The 21,149-nt window shown below is 65.1% G+C and carries 11 protein-coding genes, 4 pseudogenes and 1 riboswitch; of the genes and pseudogenes, 7 read left to right on the top strand and 8 right to left on the bottom strand.

Annotated features, from left to right (window positions below; genetic code table 11):
* Positions 1-272 precede the first annotated feature (272 nt).
* The 8 genes and pseudogenes from V5B44_RS14380 to V5B44_RS26730 form a co-directional block, all read right to left on the bottom strand.
* Positions 273-2,171, bottom strand: coding sequence for a calcium-binding protein (locus tag V5B44_RS14380; RefSeq protein ID WP_332359711.1), 1,899 nt, complete (start codon positions 2,169-2,171; stop codon positions 273-275).
* 111 nt (positions 2,172-2,282) lie between these two features.
* Positions 2,283-2,618: pseudogene (locus tag V5B44_RS26735) on the bottom strand (calcium-binding protein); the annotation flags it as partial.
* A pseudogene (locus V5B44_RS14370) lies at positions 2,570-3,286 on the bottom strand (calcium-binding protein); the annotation flags it as partial. The pseudogenes V5B44_RS26735 and V5B44_RS14370, both read right to left, overlap by 49 nt.
* On the bottom strand, positions 3,168-7,757 hold the full coding sequence (locus V5B44_RS14365; protein WP_434735458.1) for a beta strand repeat-containing protein: 4,590 nt from the start codon (positions 7,755-7,757) through the stop codon (positions 3,168-3,170). The gene V5B44_RS14365 and the pseudogene V5B44_RS14370, both read right to left, overlap by 119 nt.
* A 433-nt stretch (positions 7,758-8,190) precedes the next feature.
* Positions 8,191-12,681 (bottom strand): annotated as a pseudogene (locus V5B44_RS14360) (DUF4347 domain-containing protein); the annotation flags it as partial.
* A 68-nt stretch (positions 12,682-12,749) separates the two neighbouring features.
* A complete protein-coding gene (locus V5B44_RS14355) occupies positions 12,750-12,995 on the bottom strand; it encodes a hypothetical protein (RefSeq protein ID WP_332359707.1) in 246 nt (81 codons plus the stop codon).
* 439 nt (positions 12,996-13,434) lie between these two features.
* Positions 13,435-14,202: a hypothetical protein gene (locus V5B44_RS14350; RefSeq protein WP_332359706.1), complete on the bottom strand. Its 768-nt coding sequence runs from the start codon at positions 14,200-14,202 to the stop codon at positions 13,435-13,437.
* A 247-nt stretch (positions 14,203-14,449) separates the two neighbouring features.
* Positions 14,450-14,731, bottom strand: a pseudogene (locus V5B44_RS26730) (eCIS core domain-containing protein); the annotation flags it as partial.
* Between the two features lie 396 nt (positions 14,732-15,127).
* Between V5B44_RS26730 and V5B44_RS14345 the strand changes: the two are divergent.
* From V5B44_RS14345 to V5B44_RS14315, 7 genes are all read left to right on the top strand, one after another.
* The gene (locus tag V5B44_RS14345) at positions 15,128-16,417 is read left to right on the top strand and encodes a cobyrinate a,c-diamide synthase (protein ID WP_332359705.1); all 1,290 of its coding nucleotides are present in this window, start codon (positions 15,128-15,130) and stop codon (positions 16,415-16,417) included.
* Positions 16,418-16,453: 36 nt separating this feature from the next.
* Positions 16,454-16,672, top strand: a riboswitch (cobalamin riboswitch).
* Between the two features lie 115 nt (positions 16,673-16,787).
* Positions 16,788-17,465: an energy-coupling factor ABC transporter permease gene (locus tag V5B44_RS14340; protein ID WP_332359704.1), complete on the top strand. Its 678-nt coding sequence runs from the start codon at positions 16,788-16,790 to the stop codon at positions 17,463-17,465.
* Positions 17,462-17,803, top strand: a complete 342-nt coding sequence (locus V5B44_RS14335; RefSeq protein WP_332359703.1) for an energy-coupling factor ABC transporter substrate-binding protein — start codon at positions 17,462-17,464, stop codon at positions 17,801-17,803. Before V5B44_RS14340 ends, V5B44_RS14335 begins: the two co-directional genes overlap by 4 nt.
* Positions 17,793-18,536: a cobalt ECF transporter T component CbiQ gene (gene cbiQ, locus V5B44_RS14330; RefSeq protein WP_332359702.1), complete on the top strand. Its 744-nt coding sequence runs from the start codon at positions 17,793-17,795 to the stop codon at positions 18,534-18,536. The genes V5B44_RS14335 and cbiQ overlap by 11 nt, the downstream gene beginning before the upstream one ends.
* Positions 18,536-19,429, top strand: a complete 894-nt coding sequence (locus tag V5B44_RS14325) for an energy-coupling factor ABC transporter ATP-binding protein (protein ID WP_332359701.1) — start codon at positions 18,536-18,538, stop codon at positions 19,427-19,429. Before cbiQ ends, V5B44_RS14325 begins: the two co-directional genes overlap by 1 nt.
* A complete protein-coding gene (cobM, locus tag V5B44_RS14320; protein WP_332359700.1) occupies positions 19,429-20,217 on the top strand; it encodes a precorrin-4 C(11)-methyltransferase in 789 nt (262 codons plus the stop codon). The genes V5B44_RS14325 and cobM overlap by 1 nt, the downstream gene beginning before the upstream one ends.
* On the top strand, positions 20,214-21,140 hold the full coding sequence (locus V5B44_RS14315; protein WP_332359699.1) for a sirohydrochlorin chelatase: 927 nt from the start codon (positions 20,214-20,216) through the stop codon (positions 21,138-21,140). Before cobM ends, V5B44_RS14315 begins: the two co-directional genes overlap by 4 nt.
* Positions 21,141-21,149: the final 9 nt, after the last annotated feature.

Raw genomic sequence — 21,149 nt, 5'->3', positions numbered from 1 at the left:
TCGGATGACTTTTCAGGGGCTTCCGGGTCCAAATTCGACATTGACGCTGCTTGATGAAGGCTCATATACCCTCGTCGGTGCCGTTGGATTTCTTATCCTTGAACCACGCCGCGTTGTCGCATCCGATCCGCCCGCCGAGCATGCCACGACAAGTCAACACGAGGCAGCCGGAATCCACCTTGCGAAACCTGGCTGCCCTACATTTCAAGGATGAAGCGCGGCGCCCCCGCGGGGGGCGCCGCTGCTGCTTTCCGCTCTCAGGCACCGCTCCCTCAAACGATCAGGAAGTCCATCCCCAGCGTCGCCGGATGGGTCCCCACCCCGAGCGTCGCGAAGGTCACCGCGGCGCCGGCACCCGCGCCGTCGGCATCATAGGCCAGCGCGCCGGTGCCGCTGTCGTAGGTCAGATGATCGCTCAGGCCGACCGTCGCCCCGACGGCGCCGAGCCCTGTGAACACGCTCGCCTTGAGGGCGATCCGGTCGACGCCGCTGACGAAGTCGGTGATCAGGTCGGCATGGACCAGCGCATCGGCGGTATCGAACACGAAGCGGTCGACCCCCGAACCGCCGGTCAGCCGGTCGGTGCCATCGCCGCCGCTGAGCGTGTCGTTACCCGCTCCGCCGGCGATCGTGTCGTCGCCCGCCAGTCCAGACAGCGACTCGCTACCGAGATAGCCGGTGATCTCGTCGTCGCCGCTGGTCGGCACCAGCACCTTGGCGCGAATCGCCGTGGCCGACCAGATGCTGCCGTCGGCAAAGGCAAACTGCTCGATCTGCCGGTTGAAGCCGAGATCACTGAAAGCGTCGTCGAAGAAGTCGCTGATGCGAACCCCGTCGCCCGGCGCCCCAGCGAAACTCACCACCAGGTCATTGCCCACTCGAGCGACGCCGACGTCCGTCGGCCGGATGCCGACGTTGAACTTCAGCGTATCGACCTCACCAACGGCTCCGAAGTCCTGAATGAGGTCCTGGCCAAATCCCGGCCCGAAGACGTAGGTGTCGTTGCCCGCCTCGCCGCTCAGCGTGTCGTTGCCGCCGCTGCCGCTGAGGGTGTCGTGGCCGTCGCCACCGAAGACCTGGTCGGCACCGGCGCCGCCATCGAGCAGGTCGGCACCGGCGTCGCCCGACAGCGAATCGTTGCCCAGACCGCCGCTCAAGGTATCGTTGCCGGCGGCGCCACCGAGGGTGTCGTTGCCGGCGCCACCGGCGATGCTGTCGCTGGTGTTGGCGTAACCGCGCAACCAGTCGTCGCCACCCGTTCCCTTGAGCAATTCGGCAAGAATCTCTGTCTGCGTCAGGGCGCTGCTGTTGCTGAGGAAGCGAATCTGGTCGATGGTGCCCAGGTTGATCAGGTCGTTGGTCAAGAAGTCATTGACGATGAGGTGATCGACGACTTCGGCACCGGCTGGTCCGGAATTGACGGTGATCACCAGGTCGTCGTAGCTGTGCCAGCCGCGCGTCAGGGTGGTTTCGCCGCTGATGAGATCGCCGATCGGGCTGGCCAGTTCGACGGTGTCGATGGATCCGGCGAGTGGGTCGTGCTGGTCAATGATGTCATCACCGCCACCAATGGCGAACTGGTAGGTGTCGTTACCGGCACCGCCATCGAGGAGGTCGTTGCCGGCGCCTCCGGCGAGGGTGTCGATGCCGTCACCGCCCTGCAGGTCGTCGTTGCCGGCGCCGCCGATCAGGCTGTCGTTGCCGAGCACGCCGGCAAGGGTGTCGTCGCCGCCGGTACCGGTGAGGGTGTCGTTGCCCGGCGAGCCGATGCGGGCAATCAGCTCGGCCAGCGTCTGGGTGCTGGCATCCCCGGCAAAGGTGATGAGTTCGACGTTGCTGATCAGGATCGTGTGGCCGCTGGGCAGGTGCGTGAACCGGGTCTGCGTCGTCGACGGGCGGCTGATGGCGTAATCGGTGAGGACGCCGGCGAGGATCGCGGTGTCGTCGTTGCCGCCACCGCCGTCGAGCGTGTCGTTGCCGCCGCCGCCGTCGAGGGTGTCGTTGCCGTCGAGCCCAAAGAGGTTGTTGGCGCCGGCGTGGCCGGTGAGGGCGTTGGCGAGAGCGTTGCCGGTGACTTGCACGGCGAAGCTGTCGCCCGGCGAGGTGACGACGGCGTCCTCGACGTTGGCGGTCAGCGTGTAGCTGCCGGTACTGGTGAAGGCGATGTTCACGAGATCATCGCCTTGATTGTCGGCTTCGCTCACGACGTCGCTGCCGACGTCGATCTGGTACTCGTCGTCCCCGCTTCCGCCGACGAGCGTGTCGCTACCGGCGCCGCCGATCAGCGTGTCGTTGCCGGCGGCACCGTTCAGGATGTTGCCGGCGGCGTTGCCAGTGAGGCGGTTGTTGAGTTCGTTGCCGGTGACGTTGACGGCGATCGCCGCGGCGGCGGTGACGGTGACGTGTTCGAGATGGGCGACCAGGGTATAGCTGCCGGGAGCGGCGAAGGCGAGGTTGACCTGGTCGGTGCCTTCGGCGTCCTGCTCGATGATGAGGTCGGTGGCGACGTCGATGTCGTAGGTGTCGTCTCCGGTACCGCCGATGAGGAGGTCGGCGCCAGTGCCGCCGATCAGGGTGTCGTCGCCGGCGAGGCCGGCGAGGGTGTCGTTGCCGGCCAGGCCGTCGCGCAGGTCGTTGCCGGGGGTGCCGACGATTGAGTCGTTGTAGGCGCTGATGATGTTGAGCAGGACTTCGGCCCGCGAGCGGGTGCCGTCGAGGAAGGTGACGAGTTCGACGTTGCGGAGGTGATGTCTTCGCCGGTGACGGCATTCACCAGTTGGGTGTCGGCTTCGCTCCGCCGGGTGATGGTGTAGTCGGCGAAGTTGCCCATCACGATAAGCGTATCGCTGTCGGCGCCGCCGTCGACGAGGTCGACGCCGGTGCCGGCATTGAGCCGGTCGTCGCCGTCGCCAGCCAACAAGGTGTCGTTGCCGGCATCGCCGTCGAGGGTGTCATGACCGGCAAGACCCGAGAGGCTGTTGGCCTGGGCGTTGCCGGTGAGCTGGTTGTTCTCGGTATTGCCGATGAGGTTGACGCCGGGCATGGCGTTGACAATCGCCGCGTGCTCGACGTTGGCTGTCAGAGTGTAGGTGCCGGACGCGCTCAGCGCGAGGTCGACGCGGTCGGTTCCTTCAGTCGCCGACTCGGTGACGGCGTCGGCGAGGGCGTCAAGCCGGTAGAGGTCGTCGCCGGCTCCGCCAACCAGGCTGTCGGTGCCCTGGCCGCCATCGAGCGTGTCGTCGCCGGCGTTGCCGATCAGGGTGTCGTTGCCGGCCAGGCCGCTGAGGCTGTCGTTGCCGGCCCCGCCGGTCAGGCTGTTGTTGAGGCCTTGTCCGTTGCCGGTGAAGTCGCCGGCGCCGGTGTAGGTGAGGTTCTCGACTTCGGCGCCGAGCGTGTAGGCTGGCGAGATCGGTGTCGACGCGATCGCTGCCGCCCGCGGCCGCTTCGACGACGACGTCGCCGGCGTCGGTGACGAGATAAACGTCATCGCCAAGCCCACCAACCAGGCTGTCGTTGCCCGCGCCACCATTCAGGGTGTCGTTGCCGGCGAGGCCGCTGAGGCTGTCGTTGCCGGCCCCGCCGGTCAGGCGGTTGTTGAGGCCTTGTCCGTTACCGGTGAAGTCACCGACGCCGGTGTAGCTGAGGTGCTCGACTTCGGCGCTGAGCGTGTAGCTGGCGAGATCGGTGTCAACGCGATCGGCGCCGCCCGCGGCCACTTCGACGACGACGTCGCCGGCGTCGGTGACGAGATAGATGTCATCGCCAAGGCCACCAACCAGGCTGTCGTTGCCGGTGCCACCGATCAGCGTGTCGTTGCCGGCGTTGCCGATCAGTGTGTCGTTGCCGCCAGCGCCGACGAGGCTGTTGTTGACGGCGTTGCCGGTGCCGGAGAACGGCGAGGCGCCAGTGTAGGTGAGGTTCTCGATGTCGGCACTCAGGGTGTAGCTGGCGAGTGCAGTGTCGACTCGGTCAAGACCCTGGCCGGCCGCTTCGCTCACGACATCGTCCACGCTGTCGACGAGATAGAGGTCGTTGCCTTCGTTGCCCTGAAGCGTGTCGTTCCCGGCGCCGCCGATCAGGGTGTCGTTGCCGAGGCCGCCGAGGAGGCTGTCGTTGCCCGCGCCGCCGTCGAGGTTGTCGTCGCCCGCAGCGCCGTCGAGGGTGTCGTCACCGGCAAGGCCCGAGAGATTGTTGGCCGCCACGTTACCGGTCAGCGCATTGTTCTCGCCATTGCCGACGAGGTTGACGCCGGGCGTGGTGTTGACAATGGCCGCGTGCTCGACGTGGGCCGTCAGGGTGTAGGTGCCGCCCGCGCTCAGCGCGAGTTCGACGCGGTCCGTTCCTGCCGTCGCCGACTCGGTGACGGCGTCGGCGAGGACGTCAAGCCGGTAGAGGTCGTCGCCGGCTCCGCCAACCAGGCTGTCGGTGCCCTGGCCGCCATCGAGCGTGTCGTCGCCGTCGTTGCCGATCAGGGTGTCGTTGCCGGCCAGGCCGCTGAGGCTGTCGTTGCCGGTGCCGCCGGTCAGGCGGTTGTTGAGGCCTTGTCCGTTGCCGGTGAAGTCGCCGGCGCCGGTGTAGCTGAGGTTCTCGACTTCCGCGCCGAGCGTGTAGCTGGCGAGATCGGTGTCGACGCGGTCAAGACCCTGGCCGGCCACCTCGGTCACGACATCGAGCGCGCTGTCGACGACATACACGTCGTTGCCCTCGTTGCCCTGAAGCGTGTCGTTGCCGACGCCACCGCCCAGGGTGTCGTCGCCAAGCCCGCCGACCAGGCTGTCGTTGTCCGCGCCGCCGATCAGGCTGTCGTTACCGGCGTTGCCGATCAGCGTGTCATTGCCGGCTTCGCCGCTCAGCGTGTCGTTGCCGCCAGCGCCGACGAGGCTGTTGTTGACGGCGTTGCCGGTGCCGGAGAACAGCGAGGCGCCCGTGTAGGTGAGGTTCTCGACGTCGGCACTCAGGGTGTAGCTGGCGAGTGCAGTGTCGACTCGGTCAAGACCCTGGCCGGCCGCTTCGCTCACGACATCGTCCACGCTGTCGACGAGATAGAGGTCGTTGCCTTCGTTGCCCTGAAGCGTGTCGTTCCCGGCGCCGCCGATCAGGGTGTCGTTGCCGAGGCCTCCGACGAGGCTGTCGTTGTCCGTGCCACCGTCGAGGCTGTCGTCGCCCGCCGCGCCGTCGAGGGTGTCGTCACCGGCAGCACCCGAGAGGCTGTTGGCCGTCGCGTTACCGGTGAGCGCATTGTTCTCGGTATTGCCGACGAGATTGACGCCGGGCGTGGCGTTGACAATCGTCGCGCGCTCGACGTGGGCCGTCAGGGTGTAGGTGCCGCCGGCGCTCAGCGCGAGTTCGACGCGGTCGCTTCCTGCCGCCGCCGACTCGGTGACGGCGTCGCCGAGGACGTCAAGCCGGTAGACGTCGTCACCTGCTCCGCCAACCAGGCTGTCGGTGCCCTGGCCGCCATCAAGCGCGTCGTCGCCGTCGTTGCCGATCACGGTGTCGTTGCCGGCGAGGCCGCTGAGGCTGTCGTTGCCGGTGCCGCCGGTCAGGCGGTTGTTGAGGCCTTGTCCGTTACCGGTGAAGTCACCGACGCCGGTGTAGCTGAGCTGCTCGACTTCGGCGCTGAGCGTGTAGCTGGCGAGATCGGTGTCAACGCGATCGGCGCCGCCCGCGGCCACTTCGACGACGACGTCGCCGGCGTCGGTGACGAGATAGAGGTCATCGCCAAGGCCACCAACCAGGCTGTCGTTGCCCGCGCCACCAGTCAGCGTGTCGTTGCCGGCGTTGCCGATCAGGGTGTCGTCGCCGGCTTCGCCGCTCAGCGTGTCGTTGCCGCCAGCGCCGACGAGGCTGTTGTTGACGGCGTTGCCGGTGCCGGAGAACGCCGATCCGCCCGTGTAGGTGAGGTTCTCGACGTCGGCACTCAGGGTGTAGCTGGCGAGTGCAGTGTCGACTCGGTCAAGACCCTGGCCGGCCGCTTCGCTCACGACATCGTCCACGCTGTCGACGAGATAGAGGTCGTTGCCTTCGTTGCCCTGAAGCGTGTCGTTCCCGGCGCCGCCGATCAGGGTGTCGTTGCCGAGGCCGCCGAGGAGGCTGTCGTTGCCGTCAAAGCCGGCGAGGATGTTGGCCTGGCCGTTCCCCAGCAGGGTGTTGCCGAGGCCGTTGCCGGTGAGGTTGACGCCGACCGTGGCGTTGCCGATCTGGGCGTTCTCGACGTTTGCCGCGAGCGTGTAGGTGCCGCCGGCGGCGAACAGGACATTGACCTGATCGGTTCCCTCGCCGAGGAGTTCGGTGATGGCGTCCGCCGGAACATCGACCGTGTAGCTGTCGTTGCCGAGGCCGCCGACGAGGGTGTCGATGCCGGCGTTGCCGTCGAGCGTGTCGTTGCCGTCGAGGCCGGTGAGGAGGTTGGCCGCGGCATTGCCGAGGAGTGCGTTGTCGAGGGCATTGCCGGTCACGTTCACGCCGGCCGTGCCGTTGGCGATGGTGGCGTTTTCGACGTTGGCGGCGAGCGTGTAGGTACCGCCGGCGGTGAAGACGACGTTGACGCGGTCGCTGCCGCTGCCCGCTCCGTCGCCCTCGGTGACGACGTCGCCGGCGACATCGACGAAGTAGGTGTCGTCGCCGTCGAGACCGACCAGCGTGTCGGTGCCGGCCAGGCCGTCGAGGGTGTCGTTGCCGGCGGTGCCGACGATCGAATCGTTGTTGGCGCTGGCGATGTTGAGGTGGACCTCGGCGAGCGTCCTGGGACCGTCAAGGAAGACGACGGACTCGACGTTGCGGAAGGTGATGTCTTCGCCGGCACCGGCAAAGACGAGACGGGTGTCGGTGGCGTTCGGGCGGGTCCGCGTGTAGTCGGCGAAGTTGCCGAGGACGACCAGTGTGTCGGCATCGGCACCGCCATAGACGGTGTCGAGCCCCGGGCCGGCCGCCAGCGTATCCGCGCCGGCGCCGCCGATCAGGGTGTCGTTGCCGAGCCCGCCGACGAGGCTGTCGTTGCCCACGCCGCCGTCGAGGCTGTCGTCGCCAGCTGCGCCGTCGAGGGTGTCGTCACCGGCAGCACCCGAGAGGCTGTTGGCCGCCGCGTTGCCGGTCAGCGCATTGTTCTCGGTATTGCCGACGAGATTGACGCCGGGCGTGGCGTTGACAATCGTCGCGTGCTCGACGTTGGCCGTCAGGGTGTAGGTGCCGCCCGCGCTAAGCGCGAGCTCGACGCGGTCGCTTCCTGCCGACGCCGCCTCGCTGACGGTATCGCCGAGGATGTCGAGCCGGTAGACGTCGTCGCCTGCTCCGCCAACCAGGCTGTCGGTGCCCTGGCCGCCATCGAGCATGTCGTTGCCGGCGTTGCCGATCAGGGTGTCGTTGCCGGCCAGCCCGCTGAGGCTGTCGTCGCCGGCGCCGCCGGTCAGTTGGTTGTTGCCGGCGTCGCCGGTGCCGGAGAACGGTGAGGCGCCCACGAGGCTGGTCGGGCTACTGGTGACTGATTCTGCGGTCCCATGCCCGTCAAGGTAGTTGGCGGTGACAGAGAGGGCTTTGCCGACCTGGGCTTCGGCGAGCACCAGGGTACTGGCGGTCGCCCCGGCGATGATGCTGCCATCGGCCAGCCACTGGTAGATGATGGTGCCCTGGCCGTCGGCGTCGGCCAGGCTGTTGCTTGCCGTGAGCGTCTGGCCCTGGGTGGGCGTGCCGCTGATAGTGACCGAGCCGGTGGGGGGGGGTATTGACGCTGACGCCAGTGACCAACCCGGTGGCGCCACTGGCCACGGACTCGAGGGTGCCGTGGCCGTCGGTATAGCTGGCGGTCACCGTGATCGCCTTGCCGACCTGGGATTGGGTCAGGACGAAGAGGCTGCCCGTCGCCCCGGCGATGACGCTGCCATCGACGTTCCACTGGTAGGCGATCGTCCCCAGTCCGTCGGCGTCGGCCAAGGTGTTGGCCGCCGTGAGCGTCGAGCCTTGGGTGGCGGTACCGCTGATGGTGACGGAGCCGGTGGGCGCGGCATTGTTGCTAAGCGTCAGATTTCCGTCAGCGTCAAGCGTGTACTTGCCTTCGGCAAAGACCAGCGCTTCGATTCCGACTATCGTATCTACGCCTTCGTTGCCGGCCATGTCCGTAACGCTAAACCCGCCGGAAACCCGCGCGATCGAATAATTGGTCCGGTTGCCAACATAGACCGCCTGGTCGTCTCCGCTGCCACCGTTCAGGGTGTCGTTGCCGGCGCCTCCGTCCAGGGTGTCGTTGCCGGCACCGGTGTCAATGTAGTCGTTGGTGATTGAAGCCGTATTGTTGATGTTGTCGTTGCCGCTGCCCGTTTTCAGCAACAAACGCTCCACATTGCTGATCGTCACACCATCGTAGGTGAAGGCCGCCCCGGTGTTGGTCCATGCCACTGCCCCCGTTTTCGCACTCCAATCGGCGTACAGCGTGTCGGTGCCGCCCGCTCCGTTGTACGTGGTGCCGCTTCCCCGCACAAACAGGAGGTCATTGCTGCTACTGCCTTCCAGAATGTTCCAGTTTTCAACGTCAGTCAGGCTGTATTGGGTAACCCAAGTGCCATAGTAGGCGTCTAAGCCCGTCCACAGGATAAAGGTCGTACCCGCAGAAAGTGCAGCGGAAACTTGTGCGTACGTGGAGAGATAATAAATATCACCATTCGGGACAAGCCCTGCCGTGGTACTGGCTCGCCATACGGTGTAACCGGAATCACCCGAAGGCGCGATACTGGTGATGTTGCATGTGTCGTTCCCCGCTCCGCCATCCACCGTGCCGTTGGTGATCGTGATCTGGTCGTTGCCGAGACCGCCGATCAGGGTGTCGTTGCCGGCGCCTCCGTCCAGGGTGTCGTTGCCGGCACCGGTGTCAATGTAGTCGTTGGTGATTGAAGCCGTATTGTTGATGTTGTCGTTGCCGCTGCCCGTTTTCAGCAACAAACGCTCCACATTGCTGATCGTCACACCATCGTAGGTGAAGGCCGCCCCGGTGTTGGTCCATGCCACTGCCCCCGTTTTCGCACTCCAATCGGCGTACAGCGTGTCGGTGCCGCCCGCTCCGTTGTACGTGGTGCCGCTTCCCCGCACAAACAGGAGGTCATTGCTGCTACTGCCTTCCAGAATGTTCCAGTTTTCAACGTCAGTCAGGCTGTATTGGGTAACCCAAGTGCCATAGTAGGCGTCTAAGCCCGTCCACAGGATAAAGGTCGTACCCGCAGAAAGTGCAGCGGAAACTTGTGCGTACGTGGAGAGATAATAAATATCACCATTCGGGACAAGCCCTACCGTGGTACTGGCTCGCCATACGGTGTAACCGGAATCACCCGAAGGCGCGATACTGGTGATGTTGCATGTGTCGTTCCCCGCTCCGCCATCCACCGTGCCGTTGGTGATCGTGATCGTGTCATTTCCCTCATCCCCAAAGATGTGGTCACTACCACTCAATCCGTTAATGGTGTCATTCCCACCCCGGCCATGAATCCAGTCATCACCGATGGTGCCGATGACGTTATCGGCACCGTCTCCGGTATAGATACCTCCAATGAACGACCCCAGATAGGCCGCCCCGCCCGTGTCGTCGCCTGCTTTGGCGGCATTCCAGGCCGTGACCAGGTTGTAACGCCCCGATGCCGCGTTGGCCCCCGTACCCAGGTCAATTTCCAGCGTCTCGATCTGGCCTGCGGCATGCGCCATGTCTGAAATCACGGCACTGCGAATCAACGACCCCGCTGTTGTAAAAGCATCAATAAAAAGGTTGTCGCCGGAGACTACGAAACGGGTTTTGGTGAAGTCGGCATCCGGCGCCTTGATACGCAACAGATCGTTGCCATCGCCTAGGTCACTGACGATGGCCAGGTAGTTGTTGGTGGATTCATAGCTGTAGGTGTCGCTCCCGGTCCCACCGCTCATGTAGTCGTTGCCGCCACTTGAGATCAGGGTGTCGTTGCCCGCGTCGCCGTACAGGTGGTCAATGTCGTCGTTGTTGTCGCCACCATCGAACAGATGGTCGTTGCCGATGCCGCCATTAAGGGTGTCCCTGCCGGCATCGCCAAACAGTGTGTCGTCGTCTTCCCACCCATACACTTCGTCGTCGCCCGCGCCGGCGTGGACTTCGTCGTTGCCACGGCCGGTCTGGATGAAGTCGTTGGTGGTAACGGTGGTGTTGGAAATATAATCCGCGCCCGTCCCGGTGGTGAGCAACAGGCGTTCTACACCGGCAATGCTGATTCCGTTAACAGTCTGTTGGCTATTGGGATCATTGGCCCACGAAACACCCGTGGTGTTGATACCCCAGTTGGCATAGAAGGTGTCCGTACCCAGGCTGCCGTCGTAACGGGTGCCGTTTTGGTAGACGAGCAAGTCGTTGTCGTACGTTCCGGTCAGGTTAACAATGTAGTTCTCGATGTTGGTGGCGGTGGTTTTGCCGATACTTGAGAAGTTGATCACGTAAGTGGTGATGGCTGAATCAAATGCGGCCACCAGGGAAGCAAAGCTGCTTCCACTATTCAGAGCGCTACCGTTGATTTCGTAGGTGGCGCCACCAACAAGAGGACCACTCAGGTCTCTTGTAATTATTAACGTGTCAGTTCCCAATCCGCCGTCCACGCTATCAAAGCCAATACCTGCGCAGAGAATGTCATTGTCAGCACCGCCATCGAGGGTGTCATTACCAGCACCGCCATCCAAGAGGTCGTCTGCAGCCAATCCACGAAGAAGGTCGTTACCTTCAAGTCCGAAGATGAAATCAGCTTGATCGGTGCCGTCAAGGGCTATTTGCCCTTGATCACTCAACTGCCCAGGGAGGGTTTTTGCTTGAAACCAGTCTTGTAGCGTAGCGAACTGGCCACGACCAAAGATCAAATTTTGGTCAGAATAATGCGAATACAGTTCTGAACTGTAAAGCGCATGGATATCACGCCAATAGATTTGGCCGTTGTGATCTGCGCCGAAACCGTGCGCTTTGTATGTCGACTGCCATCCATAGTTGTTCGAATATGTCACGTCAAAATTGCTGATCGACGGCAAATTCAGCGTCGTGGCACCAAAATTTGAATTCCCTTCGATGGGTGTATTTGGTGTGAAATCTCCCGTCAATACGCCGCCTGCCCCCTCCAATAAGACGCTCTCGTCGAGTTCTGCGTGATAGACACGGTCTTTGTCATGGCTAAATCCATGGTAAAACTTACTCATCCGGGTAGTTGGCTCAAGCGTCAAGCTGGCGACACCGAAATTGCTCGACACCGTTGCCAAGCCTTGGTCATAGCGGTCGCTGTATCCATAGCCAGACGGCCCGTCGGTAATGACATTTGGATCGAGCCCTGGGGAAGCGATTGATACGATCGTCAAATCGGATGCAGTGATGGCGGCAAAGCGCCCTGCATCAACCAGCGTAAAAACATCCACCATGGACGCGCCAAGGCTATGACCTGAAACGACAATATGTTTGACGCCATTGGCGCTATCGTTTGCATAGGCGTAAGCGGCTTCAATTAGAGGGCGAAACGCCTCATAGTGCAGAAATTGACCATCTCCAATGTGTGTTTGTCCACCATCGGCGGAATTGTCAAATTCATCGGTCCCCCGAAAAGCCAGAACCAATGTTCCATCTGCGCTTTTTGCCACAAGCGCATTGGAGTCACCAATCCACCAGTTTGTTGTAACCGGTTTCGTCCAATCAGTGCCAAATGGGTTTGTCAAAGTAATACGATCTGGGTTTGTATAGTTAACCCAGCTTGAGTACTGACTAGGACTCATGTATTGGCCGCCAATGCCGATGTCGGTAGTGCTGATAAATGCGTTGTAGAGGCCCCCGAAGGTGAAATCAGCATAGTTGATCGTCGCGTGGTCGGCATAGTAATCACCCTTGACAGACTCCGCAGTACCATGCCAATCCTCTAGCGCTTTGTCCCAAGCGCTTTTCCATTTCGCATCGTTGTTTGTACTGCTAGTGCTGTCCGTCAGAAGCTGCCATCGCTTACCAAGTTGGAGATTGTTTTCGAGGAATCCACGGTAGTTATCGTCGAATCCCTCATCGGTCAAATTCGAGTAGGTCGTGGAAACGGATTGGCCTGAAAACGCGCCCAAACTACCGTCACCGTAGCTGAGAATCGCGAACAGAGTACCGATTTCTATATAGGTACCGGCATCAGCAACAGTTTGAGTTTGCCCAACAAGGCTCGGACCAGCGATGAGTGTTGCAGCATAGTCTGAGATGTGCAGAGCATCAGCTTCAACGTACCCTTTGGTTTGCTCCAGCACCCAATCCCCACCCAGCCTAGCTGCTCCCGTCAAATTATTCGACGCCGCCACATCGGCTCCGGCGTATCGGGCGATCTGATCGATAAAAGCTTGCCCATTGGTTCCCTGCGCCACATTGCAGCCGTAGAGCAGGATATCTCCGGTCTCGGTCATCGAGTTGCCGATGCTTTGGAGTTGGCTCTGGTAGTCAGCCAGATTCGCGCCGTCAATGACGCTGTTGCCCAGAAAGAGCGTTCCTTCCGAGCCGTGTGAAACGATGTGCAGAGCGTCGTAGCCGGCCTGCCCTTTGAGGTACGCGGCTATCTGGCTCAGTCCGTCCGAATCGCTATCGAGAAGATACACATCCATCGGATCGCTCAGGCCGTCGATCAGCGTCTGGTAGTCGGCGACACGGGAATCGATGAAGGCTATGCTACGAGTGGCGGGGGTCATGAGGGTACCTGGGTAGAAGTTGGGATCAAGCGGCGGGAAAGCCGGACGGGCCGGCGGTCAGTGGGGGACTAATGCGTGGATTCGGGGGCGGGGGCGGGGCCGGCCTGCGCCTGGCGCACCAGTTCGCCGCGCAGCTTGTCGAGCATCTCGATGGCCTGCAGCAGGCCGTTGACGGGAATGACGAGGCGAACCGACGGCGCCATCCGCGCCTGTTTCTTTTCCGCATCGAGCGCGCTCAGGCGCAGGAAATCGAGTCGGGCCACACCGTCGCCTATGACGATGTTGCCCAGGCGATCAACGAACAGATCAGACATAACCCCTCCCCTTGATGCTTGGTGCGGTGGACGGGTTTCAGCCGCCAATTTTGTCAATACATAGTGTGTGGAACGTCCCCTGGGCTGCCGCACTCGGCCATTCTTCTTATCATGCGGCAATGCCGAAACCGGCTTGCCCATCGTTTTCACGACTTTTCCCTTCCAGAAAGGTCGGCAGAAATACTTTCCGGTGGCATAATGCAATTAACATGCCATGACTCCAAACTATTGATTGTTATATGTCGCGAGAGCGCGCGCGAAGGCGGGTGTAAAGTATTTCGACACTTGGGCGAACTTTTTCCGATCCCGGTGGTCCCGCCGGCAGCGGCGAGCGGAAACAGACGTCAGGGAATGAGCCTGGCCGACACTGGATTCGCCAGCGATCGGCTGCAGCATCGTCCCGGGGGACGCTTCGGTCTCAAGACGCCTGACGCAGGGGTCATGGAGCGGCTACACTCTGGTCATGGCCCTGTTGCACTTGTGCGTTGAATCTGCCCTTTACCTCAGGTAACGATAAAATCGGCAGCCGAGAGTGGCGTCGTGCCGACAATGACCACGGTGGCGAACTGGAGGGCTGCCCCCTCCTTGCCGCTGCCGTCGGCGTCGTAACACAGGGCGCCGGAATCGGTGTCGTAGAGGATGTAGTCATTGGCATCGGCGGCCGTGCCGTCGGCACTTGCCCGGAAGTTTGCCGCCGACAGCGCACCAGTTGCCGACAGTTAAGGATAGCGTAGTGCACACCCTCGACGACGAATGCCGCGTTGTCCGAGCGCTCGATGAAGCGTGGCATCAGATCCATGTACACCTGATTCGCCATCTGGTTCGGCTCTCCCTTGAGCCAGTCCGAAACCGTCGAGTCATCGACGCCCTTGCCGAGCTTGGCGACGTCGTTGTCGAAATAGACGACACTGCGGTCGCCCCCGCCGGAAGAACCGGTCACCGCCGCCGACGAACGGCCGCAATCGGTCCACAGGGCCATGGGGCCATTGGCTGTTCCTTCGGTGTCCATGCCACCCGGCGCATTGGCCTTTTCCACGCCCGAGTGTGGGCTCCCCGGCTTGGCGAGGAATTCCGGTTGGACGCCGGTCAGCGAGTTGCCATCGACGCTGACCGAGCCGCCGACCGCTTTCAGCTCGATGGACGAGCCCTGTTTTCCCCGCTGCCTGAAGCTTGGAGTTCGCTCCGCTGATGAGTGCCGATGTCGCATAAAGCGTCTGCGACCCGAACAGCGCCGTCTGCTTGCTCTCGCCAACCTGCGCACGTCCTCCTCCGAGCGTTTCGATCGTGTAGCGTTGGACAGCGCCTGTACTGCCGGCGGCCCGGCGCTCACCGCGCGGGAGCAGATCCCTGGCGGACTTCCCCGCCACGACCCGATCGGCTACTGCGCTCGCCGCGCGCTCGTGACGGTCGCCTGGCGAATCGAGCCCGGCGGGCGGCCCCTCGCCATGGCGCTGCTGGATCACATGCGCCGCCTCGTGCGCGGCCAGCCACAGATCGGGGTCGGCACGAAACGCGATCGACGAGCCGGTCGCAAACGCGGCAGCACCGAGCCGGTCGCAGGCTTCGCCCGAACTTCGGCCGACGTGCATCCGCACCGAGGACAGATCGTGCCGCGATCCGAACGAATTCTGGATGCGCTCGCCGTGCGCCAGCGCCCGGCCGTGGCCTTGTGTGCCGTCGCGCGCGATAACGTTCGCCGATTGCCGGGCCGAGCCGACCCCGAGAAACCTCGGCATTCCCTGCAGTGCAGGCACAGCCCGCCGCTCGGAGATCTTCGGGGTCGTGCGAGACTCCTCCTGGCGCCGCTGCAACGCCGTCATCGTATGGACCATGACACGCTTCTCCCCAGACGCCGGTTTTCGGGAACCGTCAGGACAGACGTTCCCAGCCGGCAACAGATTCAGGATAGAGGAACGGGCACCGCTTCCGCAAGTATTGACCACTTGGACATTCAAGCAACGCGGCGCTGCAGCGTCGCGCGGTCGACGGCGGCGATCCGCACGGGCGCGTGCTATCCTCACCGCCTTTCATCGGTCGGCCCGCCCCGCATCTCCGCGGAAAACCACGCCGCCCGCCTGCGCTCGCGCTCGCCGCGAAAAGGAAGTGACCATGCCCGCTGAGGCGCTGTAACCATGCCGCACTGCCCTGCGACGCTGCTTGCCGCTGCCGCTTCCGGCCAGGGCAAGACCACCGTGACGGCGGCTCTGGCCCGGTTGCACGCCCGCCAGGGACGGCGGGTCACCGTTTTCAAATGCGGTCCCGATTTCCTCGACCCTCAGATCCACGCCGTCGCCAGCGGACGCGCGTGCTACAACCTCGACCTCGGCATGTGCGGCGAGGACGACGCGCGCATCCGCCTGGCGCGTGCCGCTGCCAATTCCGACCTGATCTTGATCGAGGGCGTCATGGGGCTGTTCGACGGCCAGCCGTCGGCGGCCGACATCGCCTGCCTGTTCGGCATTCCGGTACTGGCGCTGATCGACGCGCGGGCGATGGCACAGACCTTCGGCGCCGTCGCCCACGGACTGGCGACTTACCGGCCCGGGCTGCCGTTTGCCGGCGTCCTGGCGAACCGCGTTGGCAGCCCCCATCACACCGACCTGCTGCGCAACAGCCTGCCGCCGGGAATGGGCTGGTTCGGCGCCTTGCCGCGCAGCGACGACAGCCTGCCAGAGCGCCATCTAGGGCTGTTGCAGGCGGCCGAGATCGCCGACCTGGCGGGCCGCCTCGACCGTCTCGCCGACGCTCTGGCGGCCTCGGCGAGCGTCTGCCTGCCGCCGCCGGTGTACTTCGCCGCCCCCGCGGCACCGCCCGTACCAGCCCTGCTCGCCGGCCACCGCGTCGCCATCGCCCGCGACGCCGCCTATGGTTTCATCTACCCGGCCAACGTCGACACGCTGCGCGAACTGGGGGCCGAGATCTGCTTCTTCTCGCCGCTCGCCGGCGACGCGCTGCCCGTCTGCGATGCGATCTGGCTGCCTGGCGGCTACCCCGAACTGCACGCGGCAGTGCTATCGACGCGGCGCGACCTCTGGCAGGCGCTGGCCAGTCACGTCGCCGCCGGCAGGCCGTTGCTCGCCGAGTGCGGCGGCATGATGAGCCTGTTCGACGAGGTGGTCGACCGGGAGGGCGAGCGGCACCCGCTGGCCGGCCTGCTGCCCGGGCGGGCGGTGATGCAGCGACGCCTGACGGCGCTCGGCATGCAGGTCGCCGATCTGCCCGAAGGCAGGCTCGCCGGCCACACCTTCCATTATTCGAAAAGCGACACCCCACTGGCACCGCTTTGTCGCGCGCGACGTCCGGCAGGTGGCGACGGCGAGGCGATCTATCGGCAGGGTTCGATCACCGCATCCTACGTCCATTTCTACTTCCCCGGCAATCCGCCGGCGGTCGCCCGCCTGTTCGCCGGCGCCGCCGCCTGATCGCCGCAGCCGCTCCCCAGCGCACGCTTTCGACGTATAATCAACCCCGTTTCGGGTGCCTTGCTCCGTAGCCATGGGGCGGGTGAAACGGGAAGCCGGTGAAGTTGGCCGTCCATGGTGACGGTGACCCATTCCGGCGCAGCCCCCGCTGCTGTAAGCCTGACGACTCCGCAATCCGCCACTGTGCCCAGGCACGGGAAGGCGCGGGGAAGGTCGAAGGCGAGCCAGAAGACCGGCCCGAAGACACGATTGCACCATTCCCCGGGGTGACGGGAAGGCGTCTCTGGTCGCGCCCGCTGCGCATCCAGGCCACCTTCCTCCTGCGGGGTTTTCGGCTGACGGGTCGTCAGCCTTCGAAGGGGGGAACGCGATGCACATCATGGAAGGCTTCCTGCCGGTCGAGCACGCCCTCGGCTGGACCCTGGCGTCGGCGCCGTTCGTCGTCATCGGGGTCCGCTCGCTGCGCCGGCGACTGCACGAGCAGCCGGAGCAGCGGATGCTGCTCGGCGTCGCTGCCGCCTTTTCCTTCGTCCTCTCGGCGCTCAAGCTGCCCTCGGTGACCGGTAGCTGCTCGCACCCGACCGGCGTCGGCCTCGGCGCGCTGCTCTTCGGGCCGACGGCGATGGTACCGGTCGGCCTCGTCGTCCTGCTCTTCCAGGCTCTGCTGCTGGCACACGGAGGTTTGACGACGCTCGGCGCCAACCTGTTCTCGATGGCCATCGTCGGTTCCTTCGTCGCTGCCGGGCTCTTCCGCGCCGGCCGCCTGCTGCACCTGCCGCTCGCCATCTGCGTCTTCGCCGCCACCTGCTGCGCCAACCTGGCAACCTACCTGACGACCTCGATCCAGCTCGCCTGGGCCTTTCCCGATCCGGCCGGCGGCTTCGCAGCATCGTTCGCCAAGTTTGCCGGGATCTTCGCCATCACCCAGATTCCGCTGGCAATCAGCGAGGGATTGCTGAGCGTGCTGGTGGTCAACGCCCTGCTGCGCTTCAACCGCGACGAGCTGAAGGGCCTGCCGCTGTTTGCCGGTCGCGAGGTGCGGGCATGAAGCGCACGAACTGGTTGCTGATCGCCGCCGTGCTGCTGCTGACGGCGTTGCCACTGTGGCTGGTGCCGCGGCCGGCGGCCGGCCCGGACGGCCAGCCGGGCGAGATCTTCGCCGGCGCCGACAGCCAGGCACAAAAGGCGATCGAGGAGATCGCCCCGGGTTACCAGCCATGGTTTGCGCCGCTGCTCGAGCCGGCGAGCGGCGAGATCGCTTCCCTGCTCTTCGCCCTGCAGGCCGCCATCGGCGCCGGCATCATCGGTTACTGGCTGGGAGCGGCGGTCACCCGCGAGAAGATGCGGCAGGCCGCCAGGCACGAATGCAGCGACCGTGCTGATTGAGCAGGCGGCCTACGGCAACCGCTGGCGACGGGTCAGTCCCGCCGCCAAGGGCAGCCTCGCGCTGGCCGGGCTGCTCGCCGCTTTCGTCGCCGCGACGCCGACGGCGGCCGCCTTCGTCGCGCTGCTGCTGGCGCTGACGACCGTGCTCGGGGCGCGCGTCCCTGCCGGCGTGTACCTGCGCGTCGCCGCACCGGCGGTCGGTTTTCTCGCCCTCGGCAGCCTGTCGCTGCTCGTTGCCGTCGGCACCGATACTGCCGGCCACCTCTCGTGGGAGCTGGCGCCCGACGCCGGGCCGCGCATCGCGACCGTTGCCGGCCGCTCGCTGGCCTCGCTGACGGCCTTGCTGCTGCTCGTGCTGACGACGCCGCTGCCGGACCTGATCGGGCTGCTGCGCTACCTGCGCGTGCCGGAAGTCCTGCTCGACCTGATGGTTCTCTGTTACCGCATGCTGTTCGTACTCGCGGCAGCCGTGCGCGACACGCTGACCGCGCAGTCCGCCCGCCTCGGCTACGCTTCGCTGCTTCACGGCTGGCGCTCGCTCGGCCTGCTGGTCGCCAACCTCACCGTGCAGATCTGGCAACGGGCGCAGGCGCTGCACCGGGCGGCACTGGCGCGCAACGGTGGCGGGCCGCTGCGCTTCCTCTCACCCGGCTTCGCCAACGCCGGCCGCGACACGCTGCTCGCCGCCGTCGCCGGCACCGCACTGATCCTCCTCGCGGCGGGCCTCGGCTGATGGCCGGCGAACTGCTGCTCGAACTACAGGCTGTCAGCCACGTCTTTGCCGACGGCAGCCGCGGCCTCGACGACTGTTCGCTGGGCATCCGCCGCGGCAGCCGCAATGCGCTGCTCGGCGCCAACGGCTCCGGCAAGACGACGCTGCTGCTGCACCTGAACGGCCTGCTGCAGCCCTCGGCGGGCTGCATCCGCATCGACGGCTGTACGCTCGACTACAGCCGCAGCGGCCTCGCGGCGCTGCGCCGGCGGGTCGGGCTGGTGTTCCAGAACCCGGAGCGGCAGCTCTTCTCCGCCAGCGTCTTCGAGGACGTCTCGTTCGGGCCGCTCAACCTCGGCCTCGACGAAGCCGGCGTGCGTGCGCGGGTGGCGCAGGCGCTGGCGGCGGTCGGCATGGCGGAACAGGCGGAGCGCCCGGTGCATCATCTGAGCTTCGGCCAGAAGAAACGCGTCTGCATTGCCGGCGTTCTCGCCATGCAGCCCGAGCTGCTGCTGCTCGACGAGCCGATGGCCGGCCTCGACTCCGGCATGCAGGACGAGCTGCTGCGCATTCTCGACGACCTCTCGGCGCGCGGCATCAGCATCGTTCTCGCCACTCACGACGTCGATTTCGCCTACCGCTGGGCCGACCACATCCACCTGCTGGCCGGCGGCCGCTGCAGCGCTTCCTTCGCCGCGTCGGAACTGCCGCAACAGGCGGCGACGCTACGCGCGGCAGGACAGGCGCTGCCCGCGGTGGTCCAGCTGCACCGCTCGCTGGTCGCCAGGGGCGTGTTGCCGGCCGCACCCGTTCCCGGCAGCATCCCGCAGTTGCTGGCAGTGCTGGCCGAAACGCCCGCCGGAGAACCGAACATGAACCAAGCGCCACCTTCCCGGCAGCCGAGTGCCGCCTGATGGCCGGCAAGGTGTGGTTCGTCGGCGCCGGCCCGGGCGACCCCGACCTGATCACGGTCAAGGGCCGCCGGCTGCTCGAGGAAGCCGGCGCCATCCTCTACGCCGGCTCGCTGGTCGACCAGGCGGCGACGCGCTTCGCCCCCGCCGGCTGCGCCATCCGCGATTCGAAGGACATGACGCTGGCCGAGATGACCGACTGGCTGCTCGACCAGGCGGCGCGGCACGCCACCGTCGTCCGGCTGCAGACCGGCGACCCCGGCCTCTACGGCGCGCTGATCGAGATGACGCGGCCGCTGACTGCCGCCGGCATCGCCTGGGCGGTGGTCCCCGGCGTCTCTTCGGCGCTGGCCGCGGCGGCCGCCGCCGGCGAAACGCTGACCCTGCCGGAAGTGACGCAGACGGTGATCCTCACCCGCGTTGCCGGCCGCACGCCGATGCCCGCCGGCGAAGACCTTGCATCGCTGGCGGCGCACAAGACCACGCTCTGCATCTTCCTCTCGATCACCCTGCTGCACCGGGTGCAGCAGGCTCTGCGCGCTGGCGGCTGGGCCGAAGACGCGCCGATCCTGGTCGTCCAGAAGGCGAGCTGGCCGGGCGAGGAGAAGATCATTCGCGGCACACTCGCCGACATCAAGCAGAAGTGCCAGGCCGAGAAGGTCGCCGCGCAGGCAATGATCATCGCCTCGCCGACGCTGGGCGCCGCCGACTGGCCCGATCTGGCCCGTTCCAAGCTCTACGACCCGTCGTTTTCCCACCGCTTCCGCCAAGCCACGGAGACCAGCCCATGACATCCACCACCACCATCCTGCTTGTCGGCCACGGTTCACGCAACCGCGATGGCAACAGGGAAACCCTGCATTTCGCCGCGCAGTGGCGCGAGCGCCATCCCGACTGGCGGATCGAGGTCTGTTTCATCGAGCACGCCGAGGTGCTGCTCGACGACGGTCTCGACCGGGCGGCCCGTGACGCCCGGCGTGTGCTGCTGATCCCCTTCATCCTGAACGCCGCCGGCCACGTCAAGATGGAGCTGCCGGCAGCGCTGAACCGGGCCCGCGAGCGCCATCCGCAGACCGAATTCGCCGTCACCCCCCACCTCGGGATGGGCCGCCAGATCTTCACCGTTCTACAAGGCCAGCTCGAACGGCTGATGAAGCAACTGGCGGTACCCGATCCGCGCAGCACCGGCGTCATCCTGCTCGGGCGCGGCTCTTCGGATGCTGGCGCCAACGGCGAACTGGCCAAGATGGCACGCTGGATCTTCGAGGCCAACGAGCACGAACTGGTCGACCTCGCATTCACCGGCATCACCTGGCCGCGCCTGGAAACCGCCGTCCAGCGCCAGATCCGCCTGGGCATGATGCAGGTCTGCATCGTACCGGTGTACCTGTTCACCGGCGTGCTGATCGAGCGCATCAAGGCCCAGGTCGAGCGCCTGCAGGGACAATACCCACAGGTCGCGTTCGCGCTCGGTACGCACTTCGGTTTCGACAAGGGGATTTTTGAGCTGCTCGACAACAAGGTGGGGGGCGAAGGCCTGCCCGAGTGCCGAATGCTCGAATGCGATGGCTGCAAATATCGCGAACTCGCCGAGGACGGCCACCTGCCCGATCACCGCCACACCGCCACCGGCGGCGACCCGCCGCATGCCCACGATGATGGACTGGCACAGCCGCAGACGCTTCATCGCAGCCATTCCCACCAACCTGCCTGAACGCACGGA

It is taken from the genome of Candidatus Accumulibacter necessarius, from assembly GCF_036625085.1.
Note: the sequence above shows the minus strand (reverse complement) of the source record. Positions and strands in the feature narration are given on the sequence as shown.